Origin of the sequence: Cupriavidus lacunae (assembly GCF_003353055.1) — a bacterium.
GTDB classification, from domain to species: Bacteria; Pseudomonadota; Gammaproteobacteria; order Burkholderiales; family Burkholderiaceae; genus Cupriavidus; species Cupriavidus lacunae.
Map to the genome: position 1 here is coordinate 1 of NZ_QKWJ01000092.1, position 23,356 is coordinate 23,356.

A 23,356-nucleotide genomic window follows, 5' to 3' on the forward strand; every position below is an offset into this window, starting at 1 on the left:
CAGCGCAGCATCGCCGCGCTACGGCGCCGCGCGACTGCCCTTGGCTTCCAGATCCATCCCGTGGGGACAGCTTCATGATAATGGCCCCCTCACGGCAGCCGTCTTCAATTCGTTTCTCTGGAGAGGATCTAGCTTGGACTTCGTGGAAACTCCGGCCCTCTCCCCGGCCCTCTCCCAAGCGGGAGAGGGAGAACACAATCGGGATTCGGGTGACGGCAGTGCCGGCCTAAGCCGCGCGCTTTCTTCCCATAGTGCCCGGGCTCTTGCGCGCGGCGGGCGCCTGCGATTCGCGCTTGGCCGGCGCACGCTTGGCTGTGGTCGTGCGGGTGCTGCTGGTGCGGCTGGTACGCTTGGCTGCCGTGGTGCTGGCCCGCTTTGCAGCCGGCTGCTTGCGGGCCGCGGCGTGCCGTGCGGGGGCCTTGCGCCGCGCGGGTTCGGCTTCTTCCTCGTCTTTGGCTGGCTTGCCACGCTTGCCCAGGCTCTGGCGCAGCAGCGCCACCATGTCGATGACCTTGGCGCCCTGGCGCGGCGCTTCTTCCTCATCCGCCGGCTGGGTCAGCTGGTGGCTCTTGCCGGATTCGATCCTTTCGTCGATGCGCGCCATCAGGTCGTCGCGGTAGGTGTCGCGGTATTGCTCCGGTGCCCAGTCCTCGCTCATGTCCTCGACCAGCTTGGTTGCCATCTCGACTTCGCGCGCGTGCGCGCCGGCGGGCTTGCCGGTGGCCGCCTTGGGCAGGTGCAGTTCGGAGATGGGCAGCACCTCGTCGGCAAAGCGCATGGTATTGAGCACCAGCGCGTCGTCGTGCACCAGCATCGCCGCCAGGTGTTGGCGCGCGCGCAGTACCACCAGCCCCAGCGCGGCCTTGCCGGTGCGGCGCATGGTCTCGTGCAGCAGCGCGTAGCCGCGCTCGCCGCGCTTGTCGGGTTCGAGGTAGTAGGGCGTGTCGAAGTAGTACGGCGGAATGCTTTCGGCATCGACAAAGCTGACGATGTCCACGGTCTGCGTGGCCTCGACATTGGCCTGGCGGAAGTCCTCCTCGTTGAGCAGCACGTACTCGTCCTTGGCGTACTGGTAGCCCTTGACGATATGCTCCTTGTCGACCGGCTTGCCGGTGCTCTTGTTGATGCGCTGGTAGCCTACCGGGGCCATGTCGCGCACGTCTAGCAGGTCCAGGTCCAGTGTCTGATTGCGCGACGCGGGCCGCAGCACGACAGGGATGTTGACGAGGCCAAAGGCAATGGCGCCTTTCCAGATGATGCGGGACACTTGATCGCTCCTTTGCCAGTTGCGCCGGCGCGTTGCGGGGGCGGTGGCGGCATGTCGCCCGGAGGCGGGTCGACCACGGGTTGAGGCGGGCCCGGCGGTGGCTCCTGCGGCGGGACTTCGGGCTCGCGCGGGGGGATGTCGGGATCGGGCGTGGTATGCACGAAAAACTCCTGGTTCAGGGATGGGGGGGAAGGCGGCGGCCGGCGCTGGCATGGCCTCGCGCTAGGCGCGGCCTGCGTCCAGTTCGTCCAGCAGCCGCGTCAGTGCGTCCAGGTCGGCGGGTTTGACCAGGTGCTTGTCAAAGCCCGCTTCCAGCGCGCGGCGGCGGTCCTCCGGCTGGCCGAAGCCGGTCAGCGCGACCAGCGTCGCGCCGCGCATCTCGGGCAGCGCGCGCAGGCGGCGGGCGGTCTCGAAGCCGTCCATGGCAGGCATGCCCAGGTCCAGCAGCACCACCTCCGGACGCGCATCGGTGGCGCGCACAAGCGCGCTTGGGCCGTCCGGGGCAGTCACTACTGTGTGGCCCAGGGTCTGCAGCGTCATCGTCATTGCCTCCAGCGCGTCGGCGTTGTCGTCGACCACCATGATCCGGCGCGGCATGCCGCGGCGAGGGGCGGCCTTGCCGGAGCCGGGGTGCCAGTTCTGCCAGGGCTCGACCGGCAGCATCACGGTGAAGGTGCTGCCCTGTCCCGGGCCGGCGCTGTAGGCGCGGATGGTGCCGCCATGCAGGCGCACCAGCTTCTGCACCAGGGTCAGGCCGATGCCCGGACCGTCGTGCGTGAACGCGCTGTGCGGCGGCTCAGGGCTGGCGGCGTCGTCCTGGCGCGCGAGCGGATCGAACAGTTGCCGCTGCAGCGCCTCCGACAGGCCAGCGCCGTTGTCGTGCACCCGCACCATGACGTGACCTCCGGAGACGGCGTCGGGGGCCGCGCCGGGCGCGCTGTCGTCAAAACCGGCTTCCACGACGATCTCTCCGCCCGCCGGCGTGTACGCGGCGGCGTTCTGCAGCAGGTTGCTGAAGATCTGCGTCAGGCGCACCAGGTCGCCACGCACCGGCAGCGGCTGCTCGGGCAGCGACAGGCGCAGCGTGTGCCGGTAGGCGTCCAGCACCGGGCGCACGGCTTCGACCGCGGTATTGAGCGCGGTGCGCAATTCCACCAGGTCCTGGCGCAGCGTGATGCGGCCCTGGTTGAAGCGCGAGATGTCGAGCAGCTCATCCACCAGCCGGGTCAGGTGATGCACCTGCCGGCCGATGATGTCGCGCGCGCGGAACATGTCTTCGCGCGTCGGCGCCAGCTGCTGCAACAGGTCCGCCGCGCTGCGCAGCGGTGCCAGCGGATTGCGCAGTTCATGCGCCAGCATGGCGAGGAACTGGTCCTTGCGCCGTTCTTCATCGCGCAGTGTGCGCCCGGCGCGGTTCTGCAGCGTCACATCCTGGCAGATGCCGGCGATGCGCAACGGCGGGGTGCCGTCACCGGCCGGCGCCGCTTCCGCGCTGTCGCTGCTGCGCACAGGAAAGGCCCGCGCGCGGATCTCGCGCGGTTCGCCGCTGGCCAGGGTGATCTGGAATTCGATGTCCATCCTGCCGTCGCGCAGCATGCTGGCGACGGCCGCTTCCACGCGCGCGCGGTCGGCTGGCGCCACGCGGTCCAGGCAGCGGCGCGGGTCGTCCATCAGCAGTTCGGCCGGGTGGCCGCACAGCGCCGCGAACGATGAGCTGGCAAACAGCAGCCGCTGCGTGGCAGGGTCGAGGATCCACACCACGTCGGCGAGCGACTCGGCCAGCTGGCGGAACATGTCCTCATGCTCGTGCAGGGCCCGCGAGGTACGGTGATACGCGTCCTCGGCCCCGCGCAGGCGCAGCAGCGCCTGGATGCTCGACAGCAGTTCCTCGGGCTCGGCGGGTTCCACCAGGTAACCGTCGGCGCCGCAATTGAGCGCTTCCACGCGCTGGCGCGACTGGGCCAGCCCTGGCGAGGTCAGCAGCACCAGCGTGCGCGCAGTTTGCGGATCGTCCTTGAGCAGGCGGCACACCTCCAGCCCGCTGATGTCGGGCAGCCTGGCCGACAGCAGCACCAGTGCGGGCGCGTGCTGGCGCACCAGCGACAGCGCCGAGTGGCCCGTCACGGCCTCGATCACCGAAAACTCGCCGCGATGCAGGATGCGGCTCTTGACGTAGCGCGGCCCTTCGCGGTCCTCGACATTGAGGATCAGCGGCGCGCGATTGGTTTGCTGCTTCATGGCTTCACGCTGACGGGCGCGTATGCGCCGGCCCGAAGTGTTGGCCCATCGACATCGGGCGCCCCGGTGCCCGCCCGCACGTGGTGTAAAACTGCGCAGGCCTTCGTGTGTGCCGTGTAAGGCTTACCAGGCTGACGCGCCTGGCCCTTGTAATTCTTGCATATCTGTCTAACGCATCCATCGCCATCCCCTTGTGCATCAACATGGCTGCGGCATTTGCAGAGGTCCTCCGCTTCGCTGTGGCAAGAGACGTGCCGGGCAGGCGGCGCGGGGGCGCCTGCCACGGCGTCGATGTGCTGGCTGCTCCGGAGAGCCTCAATGTCGGACTGCCTCGCCGCTATGCGCCTCGGCGCTGGGGGACGTGCCGCCGTGCGGACCGGCTGTGCCCGGCGCTTCGGCCGCCTTCTGCGAGACCTTGCCGGGCTCGGTGGCGGCGGTGGGGGTCGCGCCCTTGCCAAAGCGGGCGGCAACCTTGTCCTGTACCTGCGCGAGGGCATCGGCTTGCTGCCGGGCTGCTTCGTCTTCCTTGGCTTTCTTGGCCTCGGCGGCCTGCTGCTGCTCGGGCGTCGGCGCGGGCAGCCGCGCCTGCACCGGACCGGCCGCGAAGGAAAGCATGGCGCAGGAGATCAGCAGGTGCCGCAGCCCGCGGCGGTTGCGCGGTGCCGCGCCGGTGGTGCCGGCGGCTCGGATGGCTCCTCGGATCCTGAGTTCGCTCATCATCGTTTCTCCGTGTTCTTGCGGCATGGCCATGCTACCCAGGGGCAAGAAATGTGCCGCCAGCGGCGGCAATGGCTACCGGACGCGAGCGAGCCGGGCCGCGGCCCGCGTGATCGCCTGCCGGGTGCCGGCATAGTCCGCCCACGGGTCGTCGGCTTCCAGGGCATCGAGCCGGGGGCCGACGTTTGCCACCGTCCATTGCGCCGCGCCGGTCAGCGTGTCCAGTTCCTCCCATGACACCGGGATCGACACACCCAGCCCTGGCCGCGCGCGCGCCGAGAACGCCGCCACGGTGGTGGCGCCCATGCTGTTGCGCAGGTAATCGATGAAAATCTTGCCGACGCGGTTGCGCGCGCCGCTCTTGGCGACAAAGCGCTGCGGCAAGGTCGCGGCGACATGCAGCACCACGTCATGCGCAAAGTCCTTGAGCTCGTCCCAGCCCGCGCGCGGCGTCACCGGCACCACCACATGCAGGCCCTTGCCGCCGCTGGTCTTCAGGAAGCTGGCCAGGCCGAGTTCATCGAGCAGCGCCTTCATCAGCCTGGCCGCTTCCTGCATATGCGCCCACGGCACGCCCTCTCCCGGGTCCAGGTCGAAGATGATCCGGTTGGGGCGGTCGATGCTGCGCTTGCTGGCATTCCAGGTATGGAACTCCATGACGTTGAGTTGCGCCGCCGCCACCAGCGCCTCGGCCGACACGATCTCGAGCAGCGCGGGATGCCCCGGCCACAGGTCGCGGTCGAGCACATTGAGGCCGTCCACGCGCAGTGTGTCGCTGTGTCGCTGGAAAAACTGCTGTCCCGCCACCCCTGAAGGCGCGCGCACCATCGCGATCGGGCGCCCGCGCAGGTGGGGCAGCATCAGCGGCGCGGCGCGCTCGTAGTAGTGCACCAGATCGCCCTTGGTCAGGCCCGAATCGGTGTCGATCACGCGCCCGGCATGGCTGATCGAGACCTTGCCGCCGACAGCGGTCGGGCGCCTGGCCGCGGCCCTGCCCTTGCCCGCCGGCGCCGCCGGCCGTTCCACAGAGACCGCGCCCGCGGGCTTGTCGGTGCGCAGGCCGTGGAAGACCGCATGGCGCACGCGGCCTTCGCGGGTCCAGCTGCCGAAAGAGACTTCCGCTACCAGTTTGGGCTTGACCCAGTGCCCGCGCACGCCGGCCGGCACGGTTTCGAACGGCGCCGAATCGGCGCGCAGGTCGTCCAGCCGCGCGCGCAGGTCATCCAGCGTGCGGGTGTCGAAGCCGGTGCCGACATTGCCCGCATAGCGCAGGCGCCCGCCGGTATCGTGCACGCCGAGCAGCAGCGAGCCGATGCCCGTGCGGCTGCCCTTGGGGTCGGTGAAGCCCGTCACCACGAATTCCTGGCGCAAGGTGCATTTAAGCTTGATCCACGTATTGCTGCGCGCACTGACGTAGCCGGAATCGGCGCGCTTGCCGATCACGCCTTCGAGCTTCATGCGGCAGGCCGCATCGAGCATGTCGCCCGCACTGGCCTCGAAGTCCTCGCTGAACTGCAGGCGCGGCGAGGCGTTGTGCTCGAAGATCCGGCGCAGCAGCGCGCGGCGCTCTGCCAGCGGCACCTTGCGCAGGTCGTGGCCGGCGAAGTAGGGCAGGTCGAACGCGAAGTACCGGATGCCCTCGACGCGCGAGGTATCGAAGGCATTCTGCAGTGCCTGGAAATCGGTTTCGCCATGCTTGCCGAGCACCACGATCTCGCCGTCGAGCCAGCCCTCGCGCAGGCCCAGCGCGCGCAGCTTGCTGGTCCAGTCATGGCCCTGCCGGGTGAACAGCCGCACATCCTTGCCGTCGATGCGCGCCAGCAGCCGGTAGCCGTCGAACTTGATCTCGTAGCGCCATGCGTCGGAGTCGGGCGGCGGTTTTTCGACCAGCGTGGCCAGTTGCGGCGCCAGCGCCAGCGGCAACGCCGCGCGGGGTGCGCCGCGTGGCGGCTTGAGCGCCTTGATGGCGCTGCCGATGTCCGGCGGGACCGCCTCGGGCGCCGGCGCCTTGCCGGCGCGCTTTGTCGAAGGCTTGCGTAGCGTGCCGCCCAACACACTATCCGGCAGGGCCTCGACCACATCGAACTGCGACGCGGGCACGGCGGCCTCATCGCGCTCCTTGATCAGCAGCCATGCGTCCTGCTCCTTCTGCCGGCTGCCGTGCATGCGCACCAGGGTCCAGTGGCCGTGCAGCTTCTCGCCACGCAGTTCGAACTTGAGCTTGCCGCTGCGGTAACCCGCTTCCGGATCGCCCACCGGGACCCAGGTGCCGCGGTCCCAGACGATGACCGTGCCGGCGCCGTAGTGGCCGGCGGGGATCACGCCCTCGAAGCCGGCGTAGTCCATCGGATGGTCCTCGACATGGACCGCCATGCGCTTGTCGGCGGGGTCCAGGCTCGGCCCCTTGGGCACGGCCCAGCTTTTCAGCCTGCCGCCGAGTTCAAGGCGGAAGTCATAGTGCAGCCGCCGCGCTGCATGCCTCTGGATCACGAAAGACAGCGCCGCGGCACGCTTGCGCGGCGTGGCGCGGGTGCGCGCGGCGGCGCCGCCGGGTTCGGGCGTGGCGCCGAAGTCGCGCATGCGGCGGTATTTGTCGAGCGCCGCCGTGCCGCGTGCCGCCGGGCGGGCGGTGCCGGCGCACTTGCCGGTGGATCTGGCGGCGGGTTTGCTGCCGGTCTTGCTGGCGGGCCTGGCTGTGCCTTTTGCAGCGGTGCGCCGCCCACCCGGATCCTGTCGCGTTGTCTTGGCCATGGCTGTCGCCGGTTGCGTGGATGCATCCAGCTTAGGCAGCACATGCCGCGGCTGAAATCGGCGCTCGTCCTACAGCACCGCGGCGCGGTAGGGCGAGGGCATGGCGGAGCATGTGGTTCTTACCGGGTCTTGTAAATCTGCCGTGGTCGCCTTGCCCCGCTGCCGCCCCCGCAGGCGGCGCGCGACGGGAACGCTCCTTGCAACTCCCAACCGGCATGCCCGGCGCCGTGCCGGGCCCCCCAAGAAGGAAGCGGCAGATGAAACCGTCCCTGAAGAAAATTGGCTCGCAGGTCATTGTCCTGACCGGCGCCAGCAGCGGCGTGGGCCTGGTCACCGCGCGCAAGGCGGCGCAGCAGGGCGCGCGCCTGGTGCTGGTGGCGCGCAGCGAGGGATCGTTGCATCAGCTGGCTGAAGAGTTGCGCGGGCAGGGTAGCGAAGTCATCACCATCGTGGCCGATGTCGGCAAGCATGAAGAGGTTGGCAAGGTGTCGCAGGCCGCCATCGAGCGCTTCGGAGGGTTTGATACCTGGATCAACAATGCGGGCGTGACGATCTTCGGGCGCCATTGCGATGTGCCGCTGGAAGACCAGCGGCGCCTGTTCGACACCAACTACTGGGGCACCGTGCATGGCTCGCTGGCGGCGGCAGCGCACTTGCGCGAGCACGGCGGCGCCATCATCAACATGGGCAGCGAGGCCGCCGACGGCCCCATGCCGCTGCAGAGCGCCTACTCCGCCTCGCAGCATGCGATCAAGGGCTTTACTGATTCGCTGCGGCTGGAACTGGAGCAGGAGCAGGTGCCGGTCAGCGTGACGCTGATCAAGCCGGCGGGGCTGGAGACACCGCTGGCGATGCATGCCAAGAATTTCCTCGATGTCGAGCCACGCCTGCCGCCGCCGCTGTATGACCCGGCGCTGGCCGCCGACGCCATCCTGTTTGCCGCCGAGAATCCGCGCCGCGAGCTGTTTGTCGGCGCGGCCGCCAAGGCGTTCTCCGCCGCCGCGTACCATGCACCGCACACCTTCGACCGCTTCATGCGCCGCTTCATGGGCCGTGCGCAGCAGACGCGCCATCCGGCCGGTCCGATCGAGGACAACGCGCTGTATGGCAGCGGCAGCGGCCTGCAGGAACGCACCGGCACCCGTGCCGCGCTGCATTCGTGCCCCTACACCACCACGGCACGGTACCCCATGCTGGCCACGGCGCTTCTGGTCGGCGCTTCGGCCGCGGTCGCGGCGATGGTGCAGTTGCGCCGGCGCTAGCCGGCCCGCACGACAACCGTGCGCGTCGTGACCGCGACGCGCGCGGAACGGGTCGTGCATGGGCCGCCAACGGCTATCATTGACTCGGATGCCCGCGCTCGCGGGCATTTGGCCCTGCGCGCTGTTCGTCACCACACCAACCACACCGAAGGTGCGCTTATGTCCGAGCCGCAAGCGGCAAAAGATGTTTGCACAACCCCCATGACCGAGCCCGGCGGCCTGCCGCCGGACGATGGCGGCCAGCTGGCGCAACAGTACCGGCGCCTGCTGGATGCGGTGGAAGACTGCGCCGTGTTCGAGATCGATGCGCACGGGCGCATCGTGGCGTGGCCGGAGCCGGCGCGACGCGTGTTTGGCTACAGCGCCGCCGAGATCACTGGCCGCCATCTTTCCTCTCTGCACCGCCCCGAGGACGTTGCCGCCGGGCTGCCGCAGCAATGGCTGGATGCGGCCGCGCAGGCCGGCAGCGCGCGCGATGACGGCTGGCGCGTGCGGCGCGACGGCAGCCTGCTGAGCGCCAGTTGCGTGATGCGCAGCATCGGCCTGGCCGATGTTGCGGACGCTGCGTCCGGCAATGGCGGCGTACTGGCAGAAGCCCTGGCAGCGACCGGCTTTATCGTGTCATGCCGGGATACCACCGTGCAGCACGCCGCCTCCGAACATGCGCGGCTGGCAGCCGACCGGTTGCGGTTGCTGGCCGGGAACCTGCCCGGCACGGCGGTATGCGAGCTTGACCTCGACGGCACCATCCGCAGCTGGAACGTCGGCGCGCAGGCACTTGCCGGTTACGCCGAGACGCAGGCACTGGGCCAGCCGCTGGCGTGGCTCTATACGCGCCAGGATGCCGCCGCGGGGCGCGACCGGGCCGCGCTGGAGGCTGCGCGCGCCTGCGGGCAATGGGCCGGCGACTCGCGCCTGGCACGCAATGACGGCTCGGTGGTGCGTTGCCAGACGCGCATGGTGCTGGTGCGCGACGCGGCAGGCTGCCCCACTGGCCTGCTGTGGACCGCGCGCGACCTGAGCGAGGCGCTGCGGCTGGAAACGCTCGAAGCCGGCAACCGCCGGTTGCAATCGTTCCTGGCCATCCTGGCGCACGAGCTGCGCAATCCGCTGGCGCCGGTGCGCAATGCGGTAGAGGTGATCGCGCTGACCCCGGACACCGCGCCGCGCGTGCGCCGCTGCGCGGAGATCATCGAACGCCAGCTACGCCAGCTGGAGCGGCTGGTGAACGACCTGCTCGACGTGGGCCGCGTGACCGCCGGCAAGATGAAGATGGAGCTGACTTCGACGTCATACAACGACGTGGTGATCACCAGCATCGAGGCGATCCGCCCCACGCTGGAGGCCGCCGGCCAGCAACTGGTGGTGTCGCTGCCGCAAAGCTCGCCCTACGTGCGCGCCGACGCCGCGCGGCTGGGCCAGGTGTTGCTGAACCTGCTCAGCAACGCCGCCAAGTACACGCCGCGCGGCGGTACCGTCAGCGTGCGGGTGAGCGTGGAGCCGGCGCGCGTGGTCACGGCGGTTTCGGACACCGGCCGTGGGCTGGAGCGCGAAGCGCTGGATCGCATCTTCAACCTGTTTGCGCAAGAGAACGACACCGGCAGCCCCAGCGGGCTGGGCATCGGGCTGGCCCTGGCCAGGGCCATGGTGGAAGCGCACGGCGGCGCGATCCAGGCCGACAGCGCCGGCGCGGGCAAGGGCAGCACCTTCACGGTGATCCTGCCGCGCGCCACGGCGCGCCCGCCCGAGGCCGGCACGCTGCCACCCGGGAAGATGCCGCACCGCCGCGTGCTGGTGGTGGACGACAATGCCGATTCGGCCGACAGCATGGCCGAACTGCTGGCCATGCTCGGCCACGAGGCGCGCGCCGCCCACGGCGGCCACCAGGCGCTGGCCGTGGCCGCCGAATTCCGTCCGGATTGCGTGCTGCTGGACCTGCATATGCCCGACATGTCGGGCTATGAAGTCCTGCAGGCGCTGCGCGAGGCTAGCGGCGGCCGCGCGGTGCAGTTCCTGGCGCTGACCGGGCGCGGCACTGCAGAGGACCGGCGCCGCAGCAAGCTGGCCGGCTTCCATGCGCACCTGACCAAGCCGCTGGCGATCGATGCGCTGTCGCGTGCGCTGGCCGAGCCGGTGGCGCCCTGTCCCAGGCCGCTTCACAAGGAACGGTAGGCGTCCAGGCGGTTGTACAGCGTCTTCAGGCTGATGCCGAGGGCACGCGCGGCCTGGCGCTTGTCGCCGTCAAAGCGCGCCAGCGTGGCCATGATGATCTCGCGCTGGGTATCGGCCAGGGTGGTGCCGACGCGCACGTTGACCACGCCGTCGACGGTAGTGGGCCGCGGCGGCTGCGTGGACAGGTTGGGATTGCCGATCTCCACGACCTTGTCGGCCAGGATGAAGGCGCGGTAGACCGCGTTCTTCAGCTCGCGCACATTGCCGGGCCAGTCGTAGCGGACCAGGCGCTCGAGCGAACCCGCCGAGAAGGACTTGTCGGTGCGCTCCATGGCGTTGTATTCGGCCAGGAAGTGGCGTGCCAGCGGCACGATATCCTCGGGCCGCTCGCGCAGCGGCGGGATGTGCAGCGGAAACACGGCCAGCCGGTACAGCAGGTCTTCACGCAAATGGCCGCTGCGCACCGCCTCGACCGGGTCGCGGTTGGTGGCCGCCAGGATGCGCACGTCGGTGGCGATCGGCGTATCGCCGCCGACACGGTGGAAGGTGCGGCCCTCCAGCACGCGCAACAGCTTGATCTGCATCTCGAGCGGCATTTCGGTGACTTCGTCGAGAAACAGCGTGCCGCCCTGCGCCTGCTCGAAGTAGCCGGCCTTCTGCTCGATCGCGCCAGTAAAGCCGCCTTTCTCATGGCCGAACAATTCGGACTCGATCAGGGTGGGCTGGATGGCGCCGCAGTTGACAGCGACAAAGGGGCCGTTGCGGCGAGCGCTGCGCTCATGCACGGCGCGCGCCACCACTTCCTTGCCCGAGCCGCTTTCCCCTACCGCCAGCATGGTGACGTCGGTGGGCGCCACGCGCTCGATCTGGGCCAGCACGCGCTGCATCGCGGGCGATGTGCTTTCCCGCAGCAGCGACACCTGTGACGGCAGGGCCCGGCGGGGCGCGGCCGCGCCGGCAGGCTGGCCTGAAGCGGGTGCGGCATTACTGCGCCGCGATGTGCTGGCTGTCAATGGCACGGTGGGGGCCGATGGAGACTCGGTTTGGGGTGCGGTTGTCGGCAGAAGTTCTATGCTAGCCCTTGCCGGGAGGGGTTGCCATAGCTGCGCGGGCCTGCGCGGAAAGTTCCGACACGTCTGTCAGACGGACACCGGCAACGACCGTGCCGGCCCGGGCTTAGACTTCCAATACGCAGTGTGGGCCAGCCATGTGGACCAGAGTCCGCAGTCAGAGCCGTACCGCCCCTGTGTCCGTCGTGCCCGCCACGCATGGAGCGTGCCGACGGACGTCCCTTTCCGGAAGCAGGTGCCCCATCGGTTTTGCCCAAGTTTCGATTAGGTCTCACTGACGGATCGTATGCCCCACATCCTGATTGTCGATGACGACGAGAACGCATGCGCCGCGCTGGCCGAGATCGTGGCCATGGAAGGTTTCACCTCCGCCACCGCCGGCACGCTGCGCGAAGCGCGGCTGCAGATCGGCTGGCGCATGCCGGAAGCGATCGTTGCCGACCTGCGCCTGCCGGACGGCAACGGCATGGAACTGTTCGAGGAAGTCGGCGCCTCTGGTGTCGAGGTGATCCTGACCACCGGCTACGCGAGCGTGGAAAGCGCGGTGGAAGCGCTGCGCGCCGGCGCGACCGATTACCTGGTCAAGCCCATCAACGTGGCACGCCTGCAGACCGTGCTCAAGCGCCTGGCCACCACGGGCGAACTGCGCGCGGAAATCCATTCGCTGCGCGGCGAACTACGGCGCTATGGCCGCTTTGGCCGGCTCATGGGCAGCTCCGAGGTGATGCAGGTGGTCTACGATCAGCTCGCGCGCGTGGCGCCCACTGAAGCCACCGTGCTGCTGATCGGCGAAAGCGGCACCGGCAAGGAACTTGCCGCGCAGACCGTACATGAATTGTCCTCGCGCCGGCGCCAGCCGTTCCTGGCGGTCAACTGCGGCGCGATCTCGCCCACGCTGATCGAAAGCGAGATGTTCGGGCACGAGCGCGGCAGCTTTACCGGCGCGGACCGCCAGCACAAGGGCTATTTCGAGCGCGCCGACGGCGGCACCCTGTTCCTGGACGAGATCACCGAGATGCCGGCGGAGCTGCAGGTCAAGCTGCTGCGGGTGCTGGAGACAGGCACCTTCATGCGCGTGGGGACCAACCGCGAATGCCATGCCGATGTGCGGGTGCTGGCAGCCACCAACCGCAACCCCGAGGAGGCGGTGGCCGACGGCAAGCTGCGCGCCGACCTGTTCCACCGCCTCAATGTATTCCCGGTGGAACTGCCGCCGCTGCGCGCGCGCGGCGACGATGTGATCCAGATCGCCAATATGATGCTGGAGCAACTCAACGCCGAGCAGGGCACGCAACGCCGCTTTGCGCCCAATGTGCTGGACAGCCTGCGCCTGCACGCCTGGCCCGGCAATGTGCGGGAATTGCGCAACTTCGTGCAGCGCGCCTTCATCATGGCCGACGATGACCTCATCATCGAAGTGCAGGTGCCGCTGCAGGTCGCGGCCACGCAGGCCCCGGGCGCGGCGGTGGTGTCGGTGCCGGTGGGCATGTCGCTGGCCGACGCCGACCGCCAGTTGATCTTCGCCACGCTCGAACAGTGTGCCGGCGTGAAGAAGCATGCCGCGGAGATCCTGGGGATCAGCCTCAAGACTTTGTACAACCGGCTGGAAGATTATGCCGCCCGCGGCGAATTGCCGGAGTGGCTGCGCGCCTCGCGCAACGACACGGGTTCGTCGGCAACCGGGTGACAGTGCGCGCCATGGCTTGTAGCGACGGGGATGGCGGGATTCGGGCGCAAGCCGGGCACCGGCTGCGACCCGCGCAGCACGTTTCTTGCTTCCTTGCAATGCAACAACCCCGACCGATCCGGCCGACATGCACATGACGCAGCACTCCCCGCAGTCCGGGCTGCCGGACGCTCCTGACCCGCTTGCCGAGGCTCCGCGCATTTCGACTCCAATTGATGCGGATCCAGTCAAGGCGGACTCGCTCGGCGTGCAAGCGGCCGGCATTGGCAGCGCCGAGGCCGTGCGCAGCGTGAAGGAGGTCAGCGCGCTGATCGAGCAGTCCGCGCACGATCTGCGCTCGTCGCTGAACGCCATCCAGAGCTGGGCCTATGTACTGGATCGCGCCTTCGATACCACGCCGGCGCCGGCACAGCGCGCGCTGGATGGCATCCGCTCCGGCATGCAGCAGCAGCTGGCGCTGATCGAAGAAATGGAAGAGGCGGTGCGGCTGCTGGCCGACGAGAGCACGCCGCGCTGGCAACACGTTGACCTGCTGGCGCTGGTCGCCCGGGCTATTGCCGATCGCCGCCCCGCGGCCGACGCGCGCGGCGTGCTGATGTCTGCGCTGACCACGGACGACGCCGCAGGATCGCCGCGATCCTGCGATGCGCCGCAATCGTCGGATGTGCCGGAAGCACCGGGCTTGCCGGCCAGCGCCTATTGGATCGACGGCGACGCCGCGCGGCTGGCCCCGCTGCTGCGGCACCTGCTGGTGCACTGCATCTGGCGCGCCCCGGCTGGCGGCGCGGTCGGCGTACACCTGTCCAGCGAGGCCGATTGCGTCAAGCTGCGCATTACCGAAAGCCCGCCGCAGGACCAGCAGCGTAGCGCCAGCCGGCTGGCCGCGCTGACGGATTTCTTCGGCCGCCGGCCGGCGCAGGGCGGCGCGATCCCGTTTCGGCAAAGCAGCGCCTTGCTGCTGACGCGCCGCATGGTGGAAATGCACGGGGCCGTGCTGAGCGCGGAGACCGACGGCGGCGACAGCGACAAGATCAGCGTCTGCATTGCCGTCAGGTTCCCGCGCCACATGCGCCGCGGCTGACGCGGCGCGTGCCTTGCGCAACCGTGCAGCGGCGCACGCCGATGTAGTTTTTACCTGCCGGGCCCCCACGCTACGCGTACCGCTTGCCCGCCTGGGCAGCCGCGCACGCCATGCACCCCGCGTTGACGGCGGCGTTTACAGGGGCCGGTGGCCTTCTGCATGGCACGCGTCTGTCTGGCCCGCCCCTTGCATGGATGAATGATCCAACCAAGGAGGGAACAACCATGCCCAAAGCCAGCAGCAAGTCCGCCCGGGCCGAGCAGGTTGCTCACAAGCCGGCCGGCGCGAAAGCCGCGAAGTCCGCCAAGGCTGCGAAGGCGCCTAAGGCCATGACATCCGCGAAGCCTGACAAATCGCAGGCAGCCCGCAAGAGCGGTCCGTCCGCAGGCAAGGCCAGCGCTGGCAGCAAGGCCGCCGCCGGCGACAAGCAGCGCAGCAAGGAAGCCCGGACCTACCAGGTCGCCGTGGACGATTCGCTGGAGATGACGTTCCCGGCCAGCGACCCGATCTCGCCGAGCGCAGCCATGCACGCCGAGAAGAAGACGCAGACCGCGCGCGATGACGTCGACTGGAAGCTCCAGCGAGGCAGCGAAAAGCAGCCCGTCGGGGCCAAGCCGGCCGGCCAGCGCAAGGGTGCTTCGGCCAAGTCGGCCAAGCCGTCCAAACGCTGAAGCGCGCGTCAGCGCCGGCCGCTTCGACAGCTTCTCCACCCTTCCTGCAACGGCAATGCAAAAAGGAGGTATCCATGAACCCAGTCCAACCTGAATCCCCCGGCGAACAGCCGCATGGCGCATCCATTGTCGGCGGCATCGACCGCGATTCCCCGGGCCCCGGCCCGTTCGTGATGGCAGCCGATACGCTCGAAGGCAACAAGGTGGTTGACCCTGCCGGCGACGATATCGGCACCATCGACCATCTCATGATCGACGTGCTGGGCGGGCGGGTCGCCTACGCCGTACTGGCGATGGGCGGCTTCCTCGGCATAGGCGAAAAGCTCTTTGCGTTGCCGTGGTCCGCGCTGACGCTGGATACGCGGCGCAAGTGCTTCGTGCTCGGCATAGAGAGGGACAGGCTCAAGGCAGCGCCGGGGTTTGACAAGGACCACTGGCCCACCATGGCGGATTCGCAGTGGGCGACCAGCATCCACCAGTACTACGGGATCTCGCCTTATTGGGAGGCGGACCGGTATGACCCGAAGGGCTGAGCCTTTGACATGAAGCCGGGGGAGCGAGGCGCCGGAGGCAGGTCCGGCGTTTCGTTTATCTGGCCCGCCGTTCAGGCCTTGTGATTCACCTGCCCGAGGCCGCGGGCGGCACGACCTGGCGATTCATTCCGTGGGAGCGCAACAATGAGCAAATCCAGCCCAATTCCGCCTGGCCTTGGCCATCGGTCCGGGCCCGGCAAACATGCCAGCGTGCTGCACCTGTTTGACCGCTTCGCCGGCGCGGCGACCCGGCATGCCGGGTCGCCCACCGCCTTCGTGCTGGCGCTCGGCGTGGTCGTCGCATGGGCCATCACCGGTCCGATGTTTGGCTACTCGGAAACCTGGCAACTGGTCATCAATACCGGCACCACCATCGTCACCTTCCTGATGGTGTTCCTGATCCAGCAGAGCCAGAACAAGGATGCCGTCGCGGTCCACCTGAAGCTCAATGAGCTGCTTGCCTCGCACCGTGAAGCGAGCAACATGCTGGTGTCGATCGAGGACCTGGACGAGGAAGAACTGCGCCAGTTGGTGATGTTCTATCGCCACCTGGCCGAGCTGGCCGACAAGGAAGACGGCATCAAGGCGAGCCACTCGCTGGACGAGGCGCGCGAGAACCATGCCGCCAAACGGCAGGCGCGCGCCGCGCGCGGGCACCGGGCGCGGCCGGCCAGCAGCGGTCCGGCTACAGCCACGGCAGCGTCCTAGCTTGCGGGCACGCGGCGCCTCCGGGTGCCATCGATGCCTGTCTTGCCGGTGCCGGCAACAGCGCCCCGAAGCCATCCAGAGCGAACGGATGACGCTGCGCGCACCAGGCTATCAGCACCGCAACGCGCCGATATAGCCTGGCAGATCCCGCGCCTGCGCGGAGTGGGCCAGTCTGAAGGCGCGCGCCAGGGCGAAGGCGAAGTGATGCGAGGTGTCGAACGGACCCGGCACGTGACGCCGGAAGAAATCGGCCCAGCGGAAGTCCATATAGGCCGTCTTGACCTTGCGATAGCCGCCGGCTAGCTGCACGAAGGCCTCCAGGCTGCGATACGGGTCGTCCCGCATGTCGTGGATGGCTTCGGGCAGTTCGGTCAGCGGGCGCCGGTGGCCCTGCTCGTCGTAGGGATGGACTATATGGTTGGCCACCATATGGCGCCAGAACGCGGGCACGTCCATGTCGCTCAGGTCGGCCCGCACGATGGCTGGCACGTGCGTCAGCCCCAGGTCATGCCAGGCGCGCACCCAGTGATGGTGGTCGACCACGTACAGCGTTTGTTCCGGACCGATCACCACGTGCACGCGGTGCCGGTCCAGGAAGGCGGCGCGGTATTCGGGCGGCACGCGCCGCGTGACATGGACCTTCTGCGCGACATGGTAGCCGCCTACCGTGATCTGGGTCGGGTGCAGCGCGTCCAGCGGCACCATCAGCTTGCTCTCTGGCGCGAGCTTGCGCGGCGCACGCCGCATGCCAGAGTGCGCGGCCCGCGACCGCGCCTGGGTGGATGGCATCGCCGGGCTCAACTCTTGTTCAGCGTGCGGTCCGGCGACGTACCGCTGGCCGAAGCGGCGCCCGAAGCGCCAGCCGAGTCGTCCCCGCCGACTTCGGAACCCGCGGCCCATGCGGTGCCGGGCTGGCGCTGCACGCGCAGGTGGTTGTCCACCTCGGTCACGCCGAACACCGCATCGGCGATCTCCTCGACCACGTACTTCTCGCGGCGCTCGCGCACGGTGCCGTCCAGCGTCACCACGCCGTTGGCAACTTCCACGCTGACCTCGCCTACGTCAACATACGGGTTCATGGCCAGGCGCTCGCACACATCCTCGCGCACGCGCTCATCGGAGCGGCGGTAACCCTTGGGGCCGACCGCGCGGCGCCCGACGTGCTGGCCGACTTGTGGCCCGCTTGCGCCCGCCTGCGCTGCGTAGGGCGGGCGGCGGCGGTAGCCTGGATCGTCCGGATAGACGCGCTGCCCGCCGCTGTATGATTGGCCGCCGCTGCCGGCGTCGCCAAAATAGCCGCCGCCATAGCTGGGCTGACCGCCACGCTGCGCGCGGTCGTGCTCGCTGCCTTCGCGCCAGTGCATGGCGCGTCCGCCGCGTTCGTCCCAGTCTTCGTCGCGTTCACTGAGTTCGCCGCGGCGTCCGCGCGGGCCGAAGCGGTCTTCGTCGCGATAGCCGTAGCCCGATTCGCGCTCTTCGTTGCGGTAGCCGCCGTAGCCGCTGCTGTACGGATGGCCGGTGCCGCCGTGGCGCGCGGACTCGTTGTCGCGTCCTTGTTCTTCACTTCGATTTTCACTGCGGCTTTCATAGCCGCCGTACTGGCTGCGGCGCTCGCCGCCCCTCTCGCCACGCCAGTCCTCGCCCCATTCCTGCCCCCAGTCCTCCGAGCCGCTGCCCCGGCTCTCGTCGCGCATCCGTTGCGCCGGGCTGCGTTCGCGCCGCTGCGCTTCGGGGCGGCCGCGGTCATTGCGGAAGTTGAACATATCTGCCTCCTGGCTGTAGGGCCCCGGCGTCAAGGCACTGCTTGCAGGCAAGTGCGGCGTGCGCCAGAGGCCGTTGACGTTCATACCTTCCAATAGCCGCAAAATCCGTGCCCCGGCGCGGTGACGAAGCCGTGCAGCCTGGCGGGACGGTGCGCTGTAAGGTTTGCCGGGCGATGTAAGGGTTACGGGCTGTCCGGCAGCCTTGCCATCGCCAGCCCACCAAGGGCGCGATCGTGTCGTTCACGCGCTCGCTGGCGCTGCAGGTGGTGGAGCGCGGCATCCGCGTCAACGGCATCGCCCCGGGGCCGATCTGGACCCCGCTGATCCCCTCGACCTTCACCGCGGAGGAAGTCGGGCAGTTCGGCAAGCAGGCGCCCATGGGCCGCCCGGGCCAGCCGTTCGAGGTGGCGGGGGGCTTCGTGTTCCTGGCGTCGGACGCGGCCAGCTACATCACCGGGCAGATCCTGCACATCAACGGCGGCGAGGTCGTCAACGGCTGACGCGGCAGGCCGGCGCAGGCGGGGCGCATGTAGTTCCGGGGCCGCCTTTGCAAATATTGCACGCGCCGGCGGCCCTCGTTGCGCGGCATGCACAGCCTGGGCACTGCCCGCCACCCTGCGATGCAGGCGTGGCTTTTGCAAGACCGATGGCAGCAGGTACAGCCAATCGAAATTATCAGGGAGCCATCATGTCATCGATCGTAGCGGGACGTTTCGAATCGCTGGCCAGCGCCGAGGACGCGGCGCGGACCCTGTTCGCGCGCGGATTCTCGGTATGGGATGTATCCATCATGTCGGTGCCGCAGGACGGTGCCGGCAACACGGCCGCAGACAAGCCGCCTGACAACGTCATGCTGGCCGTATGCGTCAATAAGGGGCTGGGTTCGGTGGCGGTGGACGTGCTGCGCGAGGCCGGCGCCAGCAGGATGGAGCGCGCGCAAGGCAACTGGGAATGCGGGCAGTGGATGGACTTCAATCCCGCGCGGCGTGGCGAGCCCGTGCACGATGGCGAGGGCGAATTCTGGCCGCGCCCGCTGGCCAGCGAGGCGGTTGCCGAGGAGAGCACCGGCAACGAGGACCCGGGCAGCGAGCTGGAGCACTTCGTCAACCAGAAGCGTGTCGAGCACGACTGACCGCCGCGCCGGGCCGGGCGACCATACAGAGGCGGGCACGCCCCTCGCCTTGCCGCGCCGGCTGCGCGGCAAGGCCATCGCCGAACTGTCGCGCCTGCGCCCGACCCAGCTGACGCTGGGCTACATCCATGTCTGCCACAAGATGGAAGTCACGCAGCGCCACGCGGATCCGGACGACCGTGAGGCGCTGCGGCGCTTCATGCGCGGCCATCGCATCAAGACCGTGGCGGGGCCGGGCGGGGAGCTTTATGTCATCGATCACCACCATTGGGCGCGCGCCTGGCTGGACCTTGGTTACCAGTGGGCGCCGGTGCTTGTGCTGCAGGATTTCAGCCGCCTGAGCGCGGCGGCGTTCTGGAAGCGGATGCGCCGTCTCGGCCATGTCCATCCCTACGACGAGCGCGGCAAGCGGCTCGGCCCCAAGGCGCTGCCGTCGACGGTGCGCGGCATGCGCGATGATCCCTATCGCAGCCTGGCTGCGTTCACGCGGGAGGCGGGTGCGTACCGCAAGCCCGGCAACGCGTACGGAGACTTTTGCTGGGCCGGATTCCTGCGCGACCGGGTGGAGCAGGACCTGGGCAGTATTGCTGGCTTCGGGCTGGCGCTGACGGAGTCGATCAGGCTGGCGCGCAGCGCCAGGGCCAGGCGGCTGCCAGGCTATTGCGGGAGGGCGGTGGCGGGGAAGGTGGGGAAAGCCGCCAGGGCGGCCAAGGTCGGGAAGGGCAGGCAGGCCAACGCCAGATAGACACAGGGCAGGCACACGCCTGCCCTGTTTGTTCAACCGCCCTGTGTCAGGGCCGGCCGGCCTCCCGCAAGAGGCCGGCGCCCGCGGATCAGCTGTCCGACTTGTGCTTCGGCATGCCCTTGGTCTTGGTCGAAGCCATCTTGTCGAGTTCCTTCTCGCTCATCGACTTGACCATCGAGCGTGAAGGTCCCTTCAGCGAACCTGCCTTCTTCTCGCCGCGCTTTGCGGAGAGCGCCGCTCCGGCGGCCTGTTGTTGCGCCTTGGATTTTGCTGGCATCTGAGTCTCCTTTGCGAAGAGTGGGAAGGGCCGGGCGATGCAGTGGCGTCGCCCGCGCTTCGTTATAGGCTCCACGCGCTGCCGCTACAAGGGTAGCGGCGCGCGCAGGTCCCTATGCCCGCGAGCCTGCGCGCATCGCCCGCTGCCGGCCGGACGCTATATCCGGCCCAGCACCACCAGCAGCACCACGATCAGGACGATCAGGCCCAGGCCGCCGCTTGGCCAGTAGCCCCAGCCGGTACTGTACGGCCAGGCGGGCAGTGCGCCGAGCAGCAGCAAGACAAGAATGATCAGAAGGATGGTGCCGATTCCCATGGCGTGCTCCTTGTTCGTGGATCGGGGAAGCCGCAAGGCTTCCGGACCGAGGCGGCTCCGGGGAGCCATCCGCCTAGAATTCAGCGTAGATCAAGGGGCACGGGCATCCCTCCGGGCAGGGGCTGATATCGGTGTAGGAATCGGACGACGCCTGGCGCATCAAGAGTGCCGTGGTGCGCCGCATAGCCGCTGTGGTGCCTGCGCTACCTGTACTGGCGGGACTGCAGTGCACGGCAAAGCCGCGCTCAGCCTGTGGCGTTCAGCCCGTGCTCGACGGCATAGACTGCTACCTGCACGCGGCTGGCCAGGTTGAGTTTCTTCAGGATGCTCTGCACGTGGATCTTGACCGTGCTTTCCGCCACGCCCAGGTCGCGCGCGATCTCCTTGTTGCTTTCGCCGCGCGACAGGCCCTGCACGATCTCGCGCTCCCGCGCGGTCAGTCGCGGCGCCTCATCCTGGCGGGGCGCGGCGGCCGGCGCGGGCGCCCGGAACTGCGCCACCAGCTTGGCCGTCATGCTGTCGGAGATCACCGGTTCGCCCGCGGCGGCGCGGCGGATGGCGGCGATCAACGCCTCGGTTTCGATATTCTTGATCAGGTAGCCACGCGCGCCGCCGCGCAGCGCGGCGGCCAGCTCCTCGGCTTCCTCGGACACCGTCAGCACGATCACGGCCGTCTGCGGCAGGTCCTCGACCAGCAGCTGCAACGCCTCCAGTCCCGATAGCCCGGGCATGTTCAGGTCCAGCAGGATCACGTCGGGGCGGTGCTGCTTGGCGCGCTTGATGCCTTCCACGCCGTCGGCGGCTTCGTCGACGATCTCGAAGTCGGCCTGGCGCTGCAGCAGCGCGCGGATACCCGAGCGGAACAGGGTGTGGTCGTCGATCAGCAGGATGCGGATGGTCATGGCTGGGTCTCGGTAGTACTGGTGGTGCCGGCGGGGCTGGTGGCGCGTTCCGGGATCGTGGCGGCCTGCTTGCCGGCGGGCAGCACCAGTTCGATGCGCACGCCGCTGCCGGGGCTGGCCTGCACATGCAGTTGTGCGCCCAGGCGCGCGGCGCGCTCGCGCATGATGTTCAGGCCGATATGGGTGTCGGCGCGCGTGGCAAGCTCGTCCGGGTCGAAGCCCTCGCCGTCGTCCTGCACTACCAGCCGGAAGTCGCGGCCATGGCTGAGCGCCACCGCCACGTGCGCCGCCATGGCGTGCTTGCGCACGTTGGAGAGTGCCTCCTGCAGGATGAACAGCACCTGCAGCTGCTGCTCCGGCGACAACGGCCACGCGCCGCCGCCTTCATCGATGGCCAGCATGGCCTCGGTGCGGCATTGCCGGCGAAAGCGTCCAACGGTTTCTTCCACTGCCGGGCGCAACTCGCCGGTGCCGAGCCGCGAGCGGAAGTTGTTCAGCAGCTCGCGCACGTCCTGGTAGCTCTCTTCCACGCCATGGCGCAGCATCGGCACGAGTTCGCGGGTCTCGTCCAGGTCGTCGCGCGCCACCGCGTCATCCAGCAACTGCACCTGCAGGTTCAGGTAGTTCAGGCCCTGCGCAATGCTGTCGTGCAGGCCCTGCGCCACCAGGTTGCGCTCTTCCACCACGGCCAGCTGGCGCGCCGTGGCGGACAGGCGCAGGTGCTCCAGCGCGGTGCCCAGGTGCTGCGCCAGCGTCTGCAGCAATTGCCGGTCCGACGGCGGCAGCCAGCGCGGCGTGCGGAAATGCAGCGCGAACATGCCGGCGGCGCCGCGCTGGGTTTCGATACGGAACGCCGCCACCGACCGGAAGCCATTGCGGCCACAAGGCGCTTCCTCTTGCGCGCCGGTGCCGGTGCGCTGCGCCGCGCGCAGGTCTACGATGGCGATCACGGCCTCGCGCGTGGCATCACCGCAATGGCAGGCGCAGGCTGAGGCGCAGGACTCGGCTTCGGCCAGGGCGGCCGGCAGCCCCGCTGCCGCCAGCAGGCGCATCCTGCCGTGACGGCGGTCTAGCACCCGCACGCTGCCGCCATCCGCATCGAACTGGCGCATCACGCGCGCCAGGAAACCTTGCCCCATGCCTTCGGCATCGGCGGCCTGGTTCAGGAAGGCGGCCATCTCGTACAGTGTCTCCAGGTCGCGGTTCTGGCGTTCCAGCTCAGCGGTCTTCTGCGCCACGCGGGCCTCAAGATCCCGATACAGGCCCTGCAGCTCGCCGGCCATGCGGTTGAAGCCTTCGCTGAGCGTGCCGAACTCGTCGCGGCTTTCCACCGGCAGGCGCAGCGAGAACTCGCGCGCGGCCATGCGCCGCAGGCCGTCCTGCAGCCGCAGCACCGGCAGGATGATCCACAGGTAGAGCAGGTAGATCACGGCCACCGTGCCCACGCAGGCCATCAGCGCCAGCGCGGTCTGCGACAGGCGCAGCAGGTCGGTCTTGCGCGCGCTGTCGTGTTCGATCATGCCGACCAGGCGGTCGGCCTCGGCGACAAAGCCGGGCAGCGCAGCAATGTAGCTGTCTGAAACGCGGGCCAGCATGGCGCCATCCCCGGTACTTGTCACCGCCAACGGCCGCAGCCGTTGTTGCCAGTCCTCGGTGGCACGGGCCATCTGCGCGTGGATGGCGGGCTCGTCCGGCAGGAACAGCGGCCTTGCCGCGTCGCCCTTTTTCAGGAGCGCCAGCGTGGCGTCCAGCGCCTGCACCTGCGCGGCAAGGTCATTGTGCTGGCGCGCCTGCGCCTGCGTCAGCTCGATCGCCACGCGGTTGGCGCGCATGCGCAGGCTGCCGGCGTCGTTGATCGCGGCACCGGCGCCTTCCAGCTTCCAGGACAGCCACAGGGTGCCGGAGATCATGCCAAGCACCACCAGCAGCACGGCCAGCGAGAGCGAGATGATGCGGGTGGAAAGGCGGTGGCGCAGGGCAGGCAACGCGGACGCCGCCGTGGCGCTGGCGGCAGCAGGATCGGTTTCGGACATGGTGGTATCGGGGGCTACCTGTCGGGGATGCC

At 68.9% G+C, this 23,356-nt stretch carries 20 protein-coding genes and 1 pseudogene; 10 read left to right on the forward strand and 11 right to left on the reverse strand.

Features of this window, described 5'->3' with window-relative positions; all coding sequences use genetic code 11:
* Window positions 1-226: 226 nt before the first annotated feature.
* From ku to ligD, 4 genes are all read right to left on the reverse strand, one after another.
* On the reverse strand, window positions 227-1,267 hold the full coding sequence (gene ku / locus DN412_RS36380) for a non-homologous end joining protein Ku (protein ID WP_115215975.1): 1,041 nt from the start codon (window positions 1,265-1,267) through the stop codon (window positions 227-229).
* 222 nt (window positions 1,268-1,489) lie between these two features.
* Window positions 1,490-3,505, reverse strand: coding sequence for a hybrid sensor histidine kinase/response regulator (locus DN412_RS36385; RefSeq protein WP_115215976.1), 2,016 nt, complete (start codon window positions 3,503-3,505; stop codon window positions 1,490-1,492).
* Between the two features lie 315 nt (window positions 3,506-3,820).
* Window positions 3,821-4,225 carry a hypothetical protein gene (locus tag DN412_RS36390; RefSeq protein WP_115215977.1) on the reverse strand — a complete coding sequence of 135 codons (405 nt, stop codon included), beginning with the start codon at window positions 4,223-4,225 and terminating at the stop codon, window positions 3,821-3,823.
* A 72-nt stretch (window positions 4,226-4,297) separates the two neighbouring features.
* Window positions 4,298-6,973, reverse strand: coding sequence for a DNA ligase D (ligD, locus tag DN412_RS36395; protein ID WP_115215978.1), 2,676 nt, complete (start codon window positions 6,971-6,973; stop codon window positions 4,298-4,300).
* A 257-nt stretch (window positions 6,974-7,230) separates the two neighbouring features.
* On the opposite strand from ligD, the gene DN412_RS36400 reads away from it, so the two are divergent.
* On the forward strand, window positions 7,231-8,235 hold the full coding sequence (locus tag DN412_RS36400; protein WP_078201124.1) for an SDR family oxidoreductase: 1,005 nt from the start codon (window positions 7,231-7,233) through the stop codon (window positions 8,233-8,235).
* 201 nt (window positions 8,236-8,436) lie between these two features.
* Window positions 8,437-10,407: a hybrid sensor histidine kinase/response regulator gene (locus tag DN412_RS36405; protein ID WP_244222964.1), complete on the forward strand. Its 1,971-nt coding sequence runs from the start codon at window positions 8,437-8,439 to the stop codon at window positions 10,405-10,407.
* Here the strand turns inward: DN412_RS36405 and DN412_RS36410 are convergent.
* Entirely contained in the window at window positions 10,392-11,426 is a 1,035-nt protein-coding gene (locus tag DN412_RS36410; protein ID WP_115215980.1) for a sigma-54 interaction domain-containing protein, read from the reverse strand. The two genes, DN412_RS36405 and DN412_RS36410, sit on opposite strands and share 16 nt — an antisense overlap.
* A 337-nt stretch (window positions 11,427-11,763) precedes the next feature.
* Here DN412_RS36410 and DN412_RS36415 point away from each other — a divergent pair, with 337 nt between their 5' ends.
* From DN412_RS36415 to DN412_RS36435, 5 genes are all read left to right on the forward strand, one after another.
* Entirely contained in the window at window positions 11,764-13,164 is a 1,401-nt protein-coding gene (locus DN412_RS36415; RefSeq protein WP_115215981.1) for a sigma-54-dependent transcriptional regulator, read from the forward strand.
* 133 nt (window positions 13,165-13,297) lie between these two features.
* The gene (locus tag DN412_RS36420; protein WP_244222965.1) at window positions 13,298-14,245 is read left to right on the forward strand and encodes a sensor histidine kinase; all 948 of its coding nucleotides are present in this window, start codon (window positions 13,298-13,300) and stop codon (window positions 14,243-14,245) included.
* A 224-nt stretch (window positions 14,246-14,469) separates the two neighbouring features.
* A complete protein-coding gene (locus DN412_RS36425; RefSeq protein WP_115215982.1) occupies window positions 14,470-14,916 on the forward strand; it encodes a hypothetical protein in 447 nt (148 codons plus the stop codon).
* Window positions 14,917-14,990: 74 nt separating this feature from the next.
* The gene (locus DN412_RS36430; protein ID WP_115215983.1) at window positions 14,991-15,449 is read left to right on the forward strand and encodes a PRC-barrel domain-containing protein; all 459 of its coding nucleotides are present in this window, start codon (window positions 14,991-14,993) and stop codon (window positions 15,447-15,449) included.
* Window positions 15,450-15,593: 144 nt separating this feature from the next.
* Complete coding sequence (locus DN412_RS36435) at window positions 15,594-16,157, forward strand: low affinity iron permease family protein (RefSeq protein ID WP_115215984.1); 564 nt, start codon at window positions 15,594-15,596, stop codon at window positions 16,155-16,157.
* 111 nt (window positions 16,158-16,268) lie between these two features.
* Here the strand turns inward: DN412_RS36435 and DN412_RS36440 are convergent, their stop codons facing one another.
* Window positions 16,269-16,904 carry a ParB-like protein gene (locus DN412_RS36440; protein WP_115215985.1) on the reverse strand — a complete coding sequence of 212 codons (636 nt, stop codon included), beginning with the start codon at window positions 16,902-16,904 and terminating at the stop codon, window positions 16,269-16,271.
* A 50-nt stretch (window positions 16,905-16,954) separates the two neighbouring features.
* Complete coding sequence (locus tag DN412_RS36445) at window positions 16,955-17,920, reverse strand: BON domain-containing protein (RefSeq protein WP_115215998.1); 966 nt, start codon at window positions 17,918-17,920, stop codon at window positions 16,955-16,957.
* 218 nt (window positions 17,921-18,138) lie between these two features.
* On the opposite strand from DN412_RS36445, the pseudogene DN412_RS36450 reads away from it, so the two are divergent.
* The 3 genes and pseudogenes from DN412_RS36450 to DN412_RS36460 all read left to right on the forward strand — a co-directional run.
* A pseudogene (locus DN412_RS36450) lies at window positions 18,139-18,420 on the forward strand (SDR family oxidoreductase); the annotation flags it as partial.
* Window positions 18,421-18,608: 188 nt separating this feature from the next.
* Window positions 18,609-19,052, forward strand: a complete 444-nt coding sequence (locus DN412_RS36455; protein WP_115215986.1) for a hypothetical protein — start codon at window positions 18,609-18,611, stop codon at window positions 19,050-19,052.
* Window positions 19,036-19,797, forward strand: coding sequence for a ParB-like protein (locus DN412_RS36460; protein WP_425267477.1), 762 nt, complete (start codon window positions 19,036-19,038; stop codon window positions 19,795-19,797). The genes DN412_RS36455 and DN412_RS36460 overlap by 17 nt, the downstream gene beginning before the upstream one ends.
* A gap of 88 nt (window positions 19,798-19,885) precedes the next feature.
* On the opposite strand, the gene DN412_RS36465 is transcribed toward DN412_RS36460, so the two are convergent.
* From DN412_RS36465 to DN412_RS36480, 4 genes are all read right to left on the reverse strand, one after another.
* Window positions 19,886-20,074, reverse strand: coding sequence for a DUF3008 family protein (locus DN412_RS36465; RefSeq protein ID WP_078201115.1), 189 nt, complete (start codon window positions 20,072-20,074; stop codon window positions 19,886-19,888).
* A gap of 156 nt (window positions 20,075-20,230) precedes the next feature.
* A complete protein-coding gene (locus tag DN412_RS36470) occupies window positions 20,231-20,389 on the reverse strand; it encodes a DUF3309 family protein (protein WP_115215987.1) in 159 nt (52 codons plus the stop codon).
* 245 nt (window positions 20,390-20,634) lie between these two features.
* Window positions 20,635-21,291: a response regulator gene (locus DN412_RS36475; protein WP_115215988.1), complete on the reverse strand. Its 657-nt coding sequence runs from the start codon at window positions 21,289-21,291 to the stop codon at window positions 20,635-20,637.
* Window positions 21,288-23,324 (reverse strand): type IV pili methyl-accepting chemotaxis transducer N-terminal domain-containing protein, encoded by a 2,037-nt coding sequence (locus DN412_RS36480; protein ID WP_115215989.1) that lies wholly within the window; start codon window positions 23,322-23,324, stop codon window positions 21,288-21,290. The genes DN412_RS36475 and DN412_RS36480 overlap by 4 nt, the downstream gene beginning before the upstream one ends.
* Window positions 23,325-23,356: the final 32 nt, after the last annotated feature.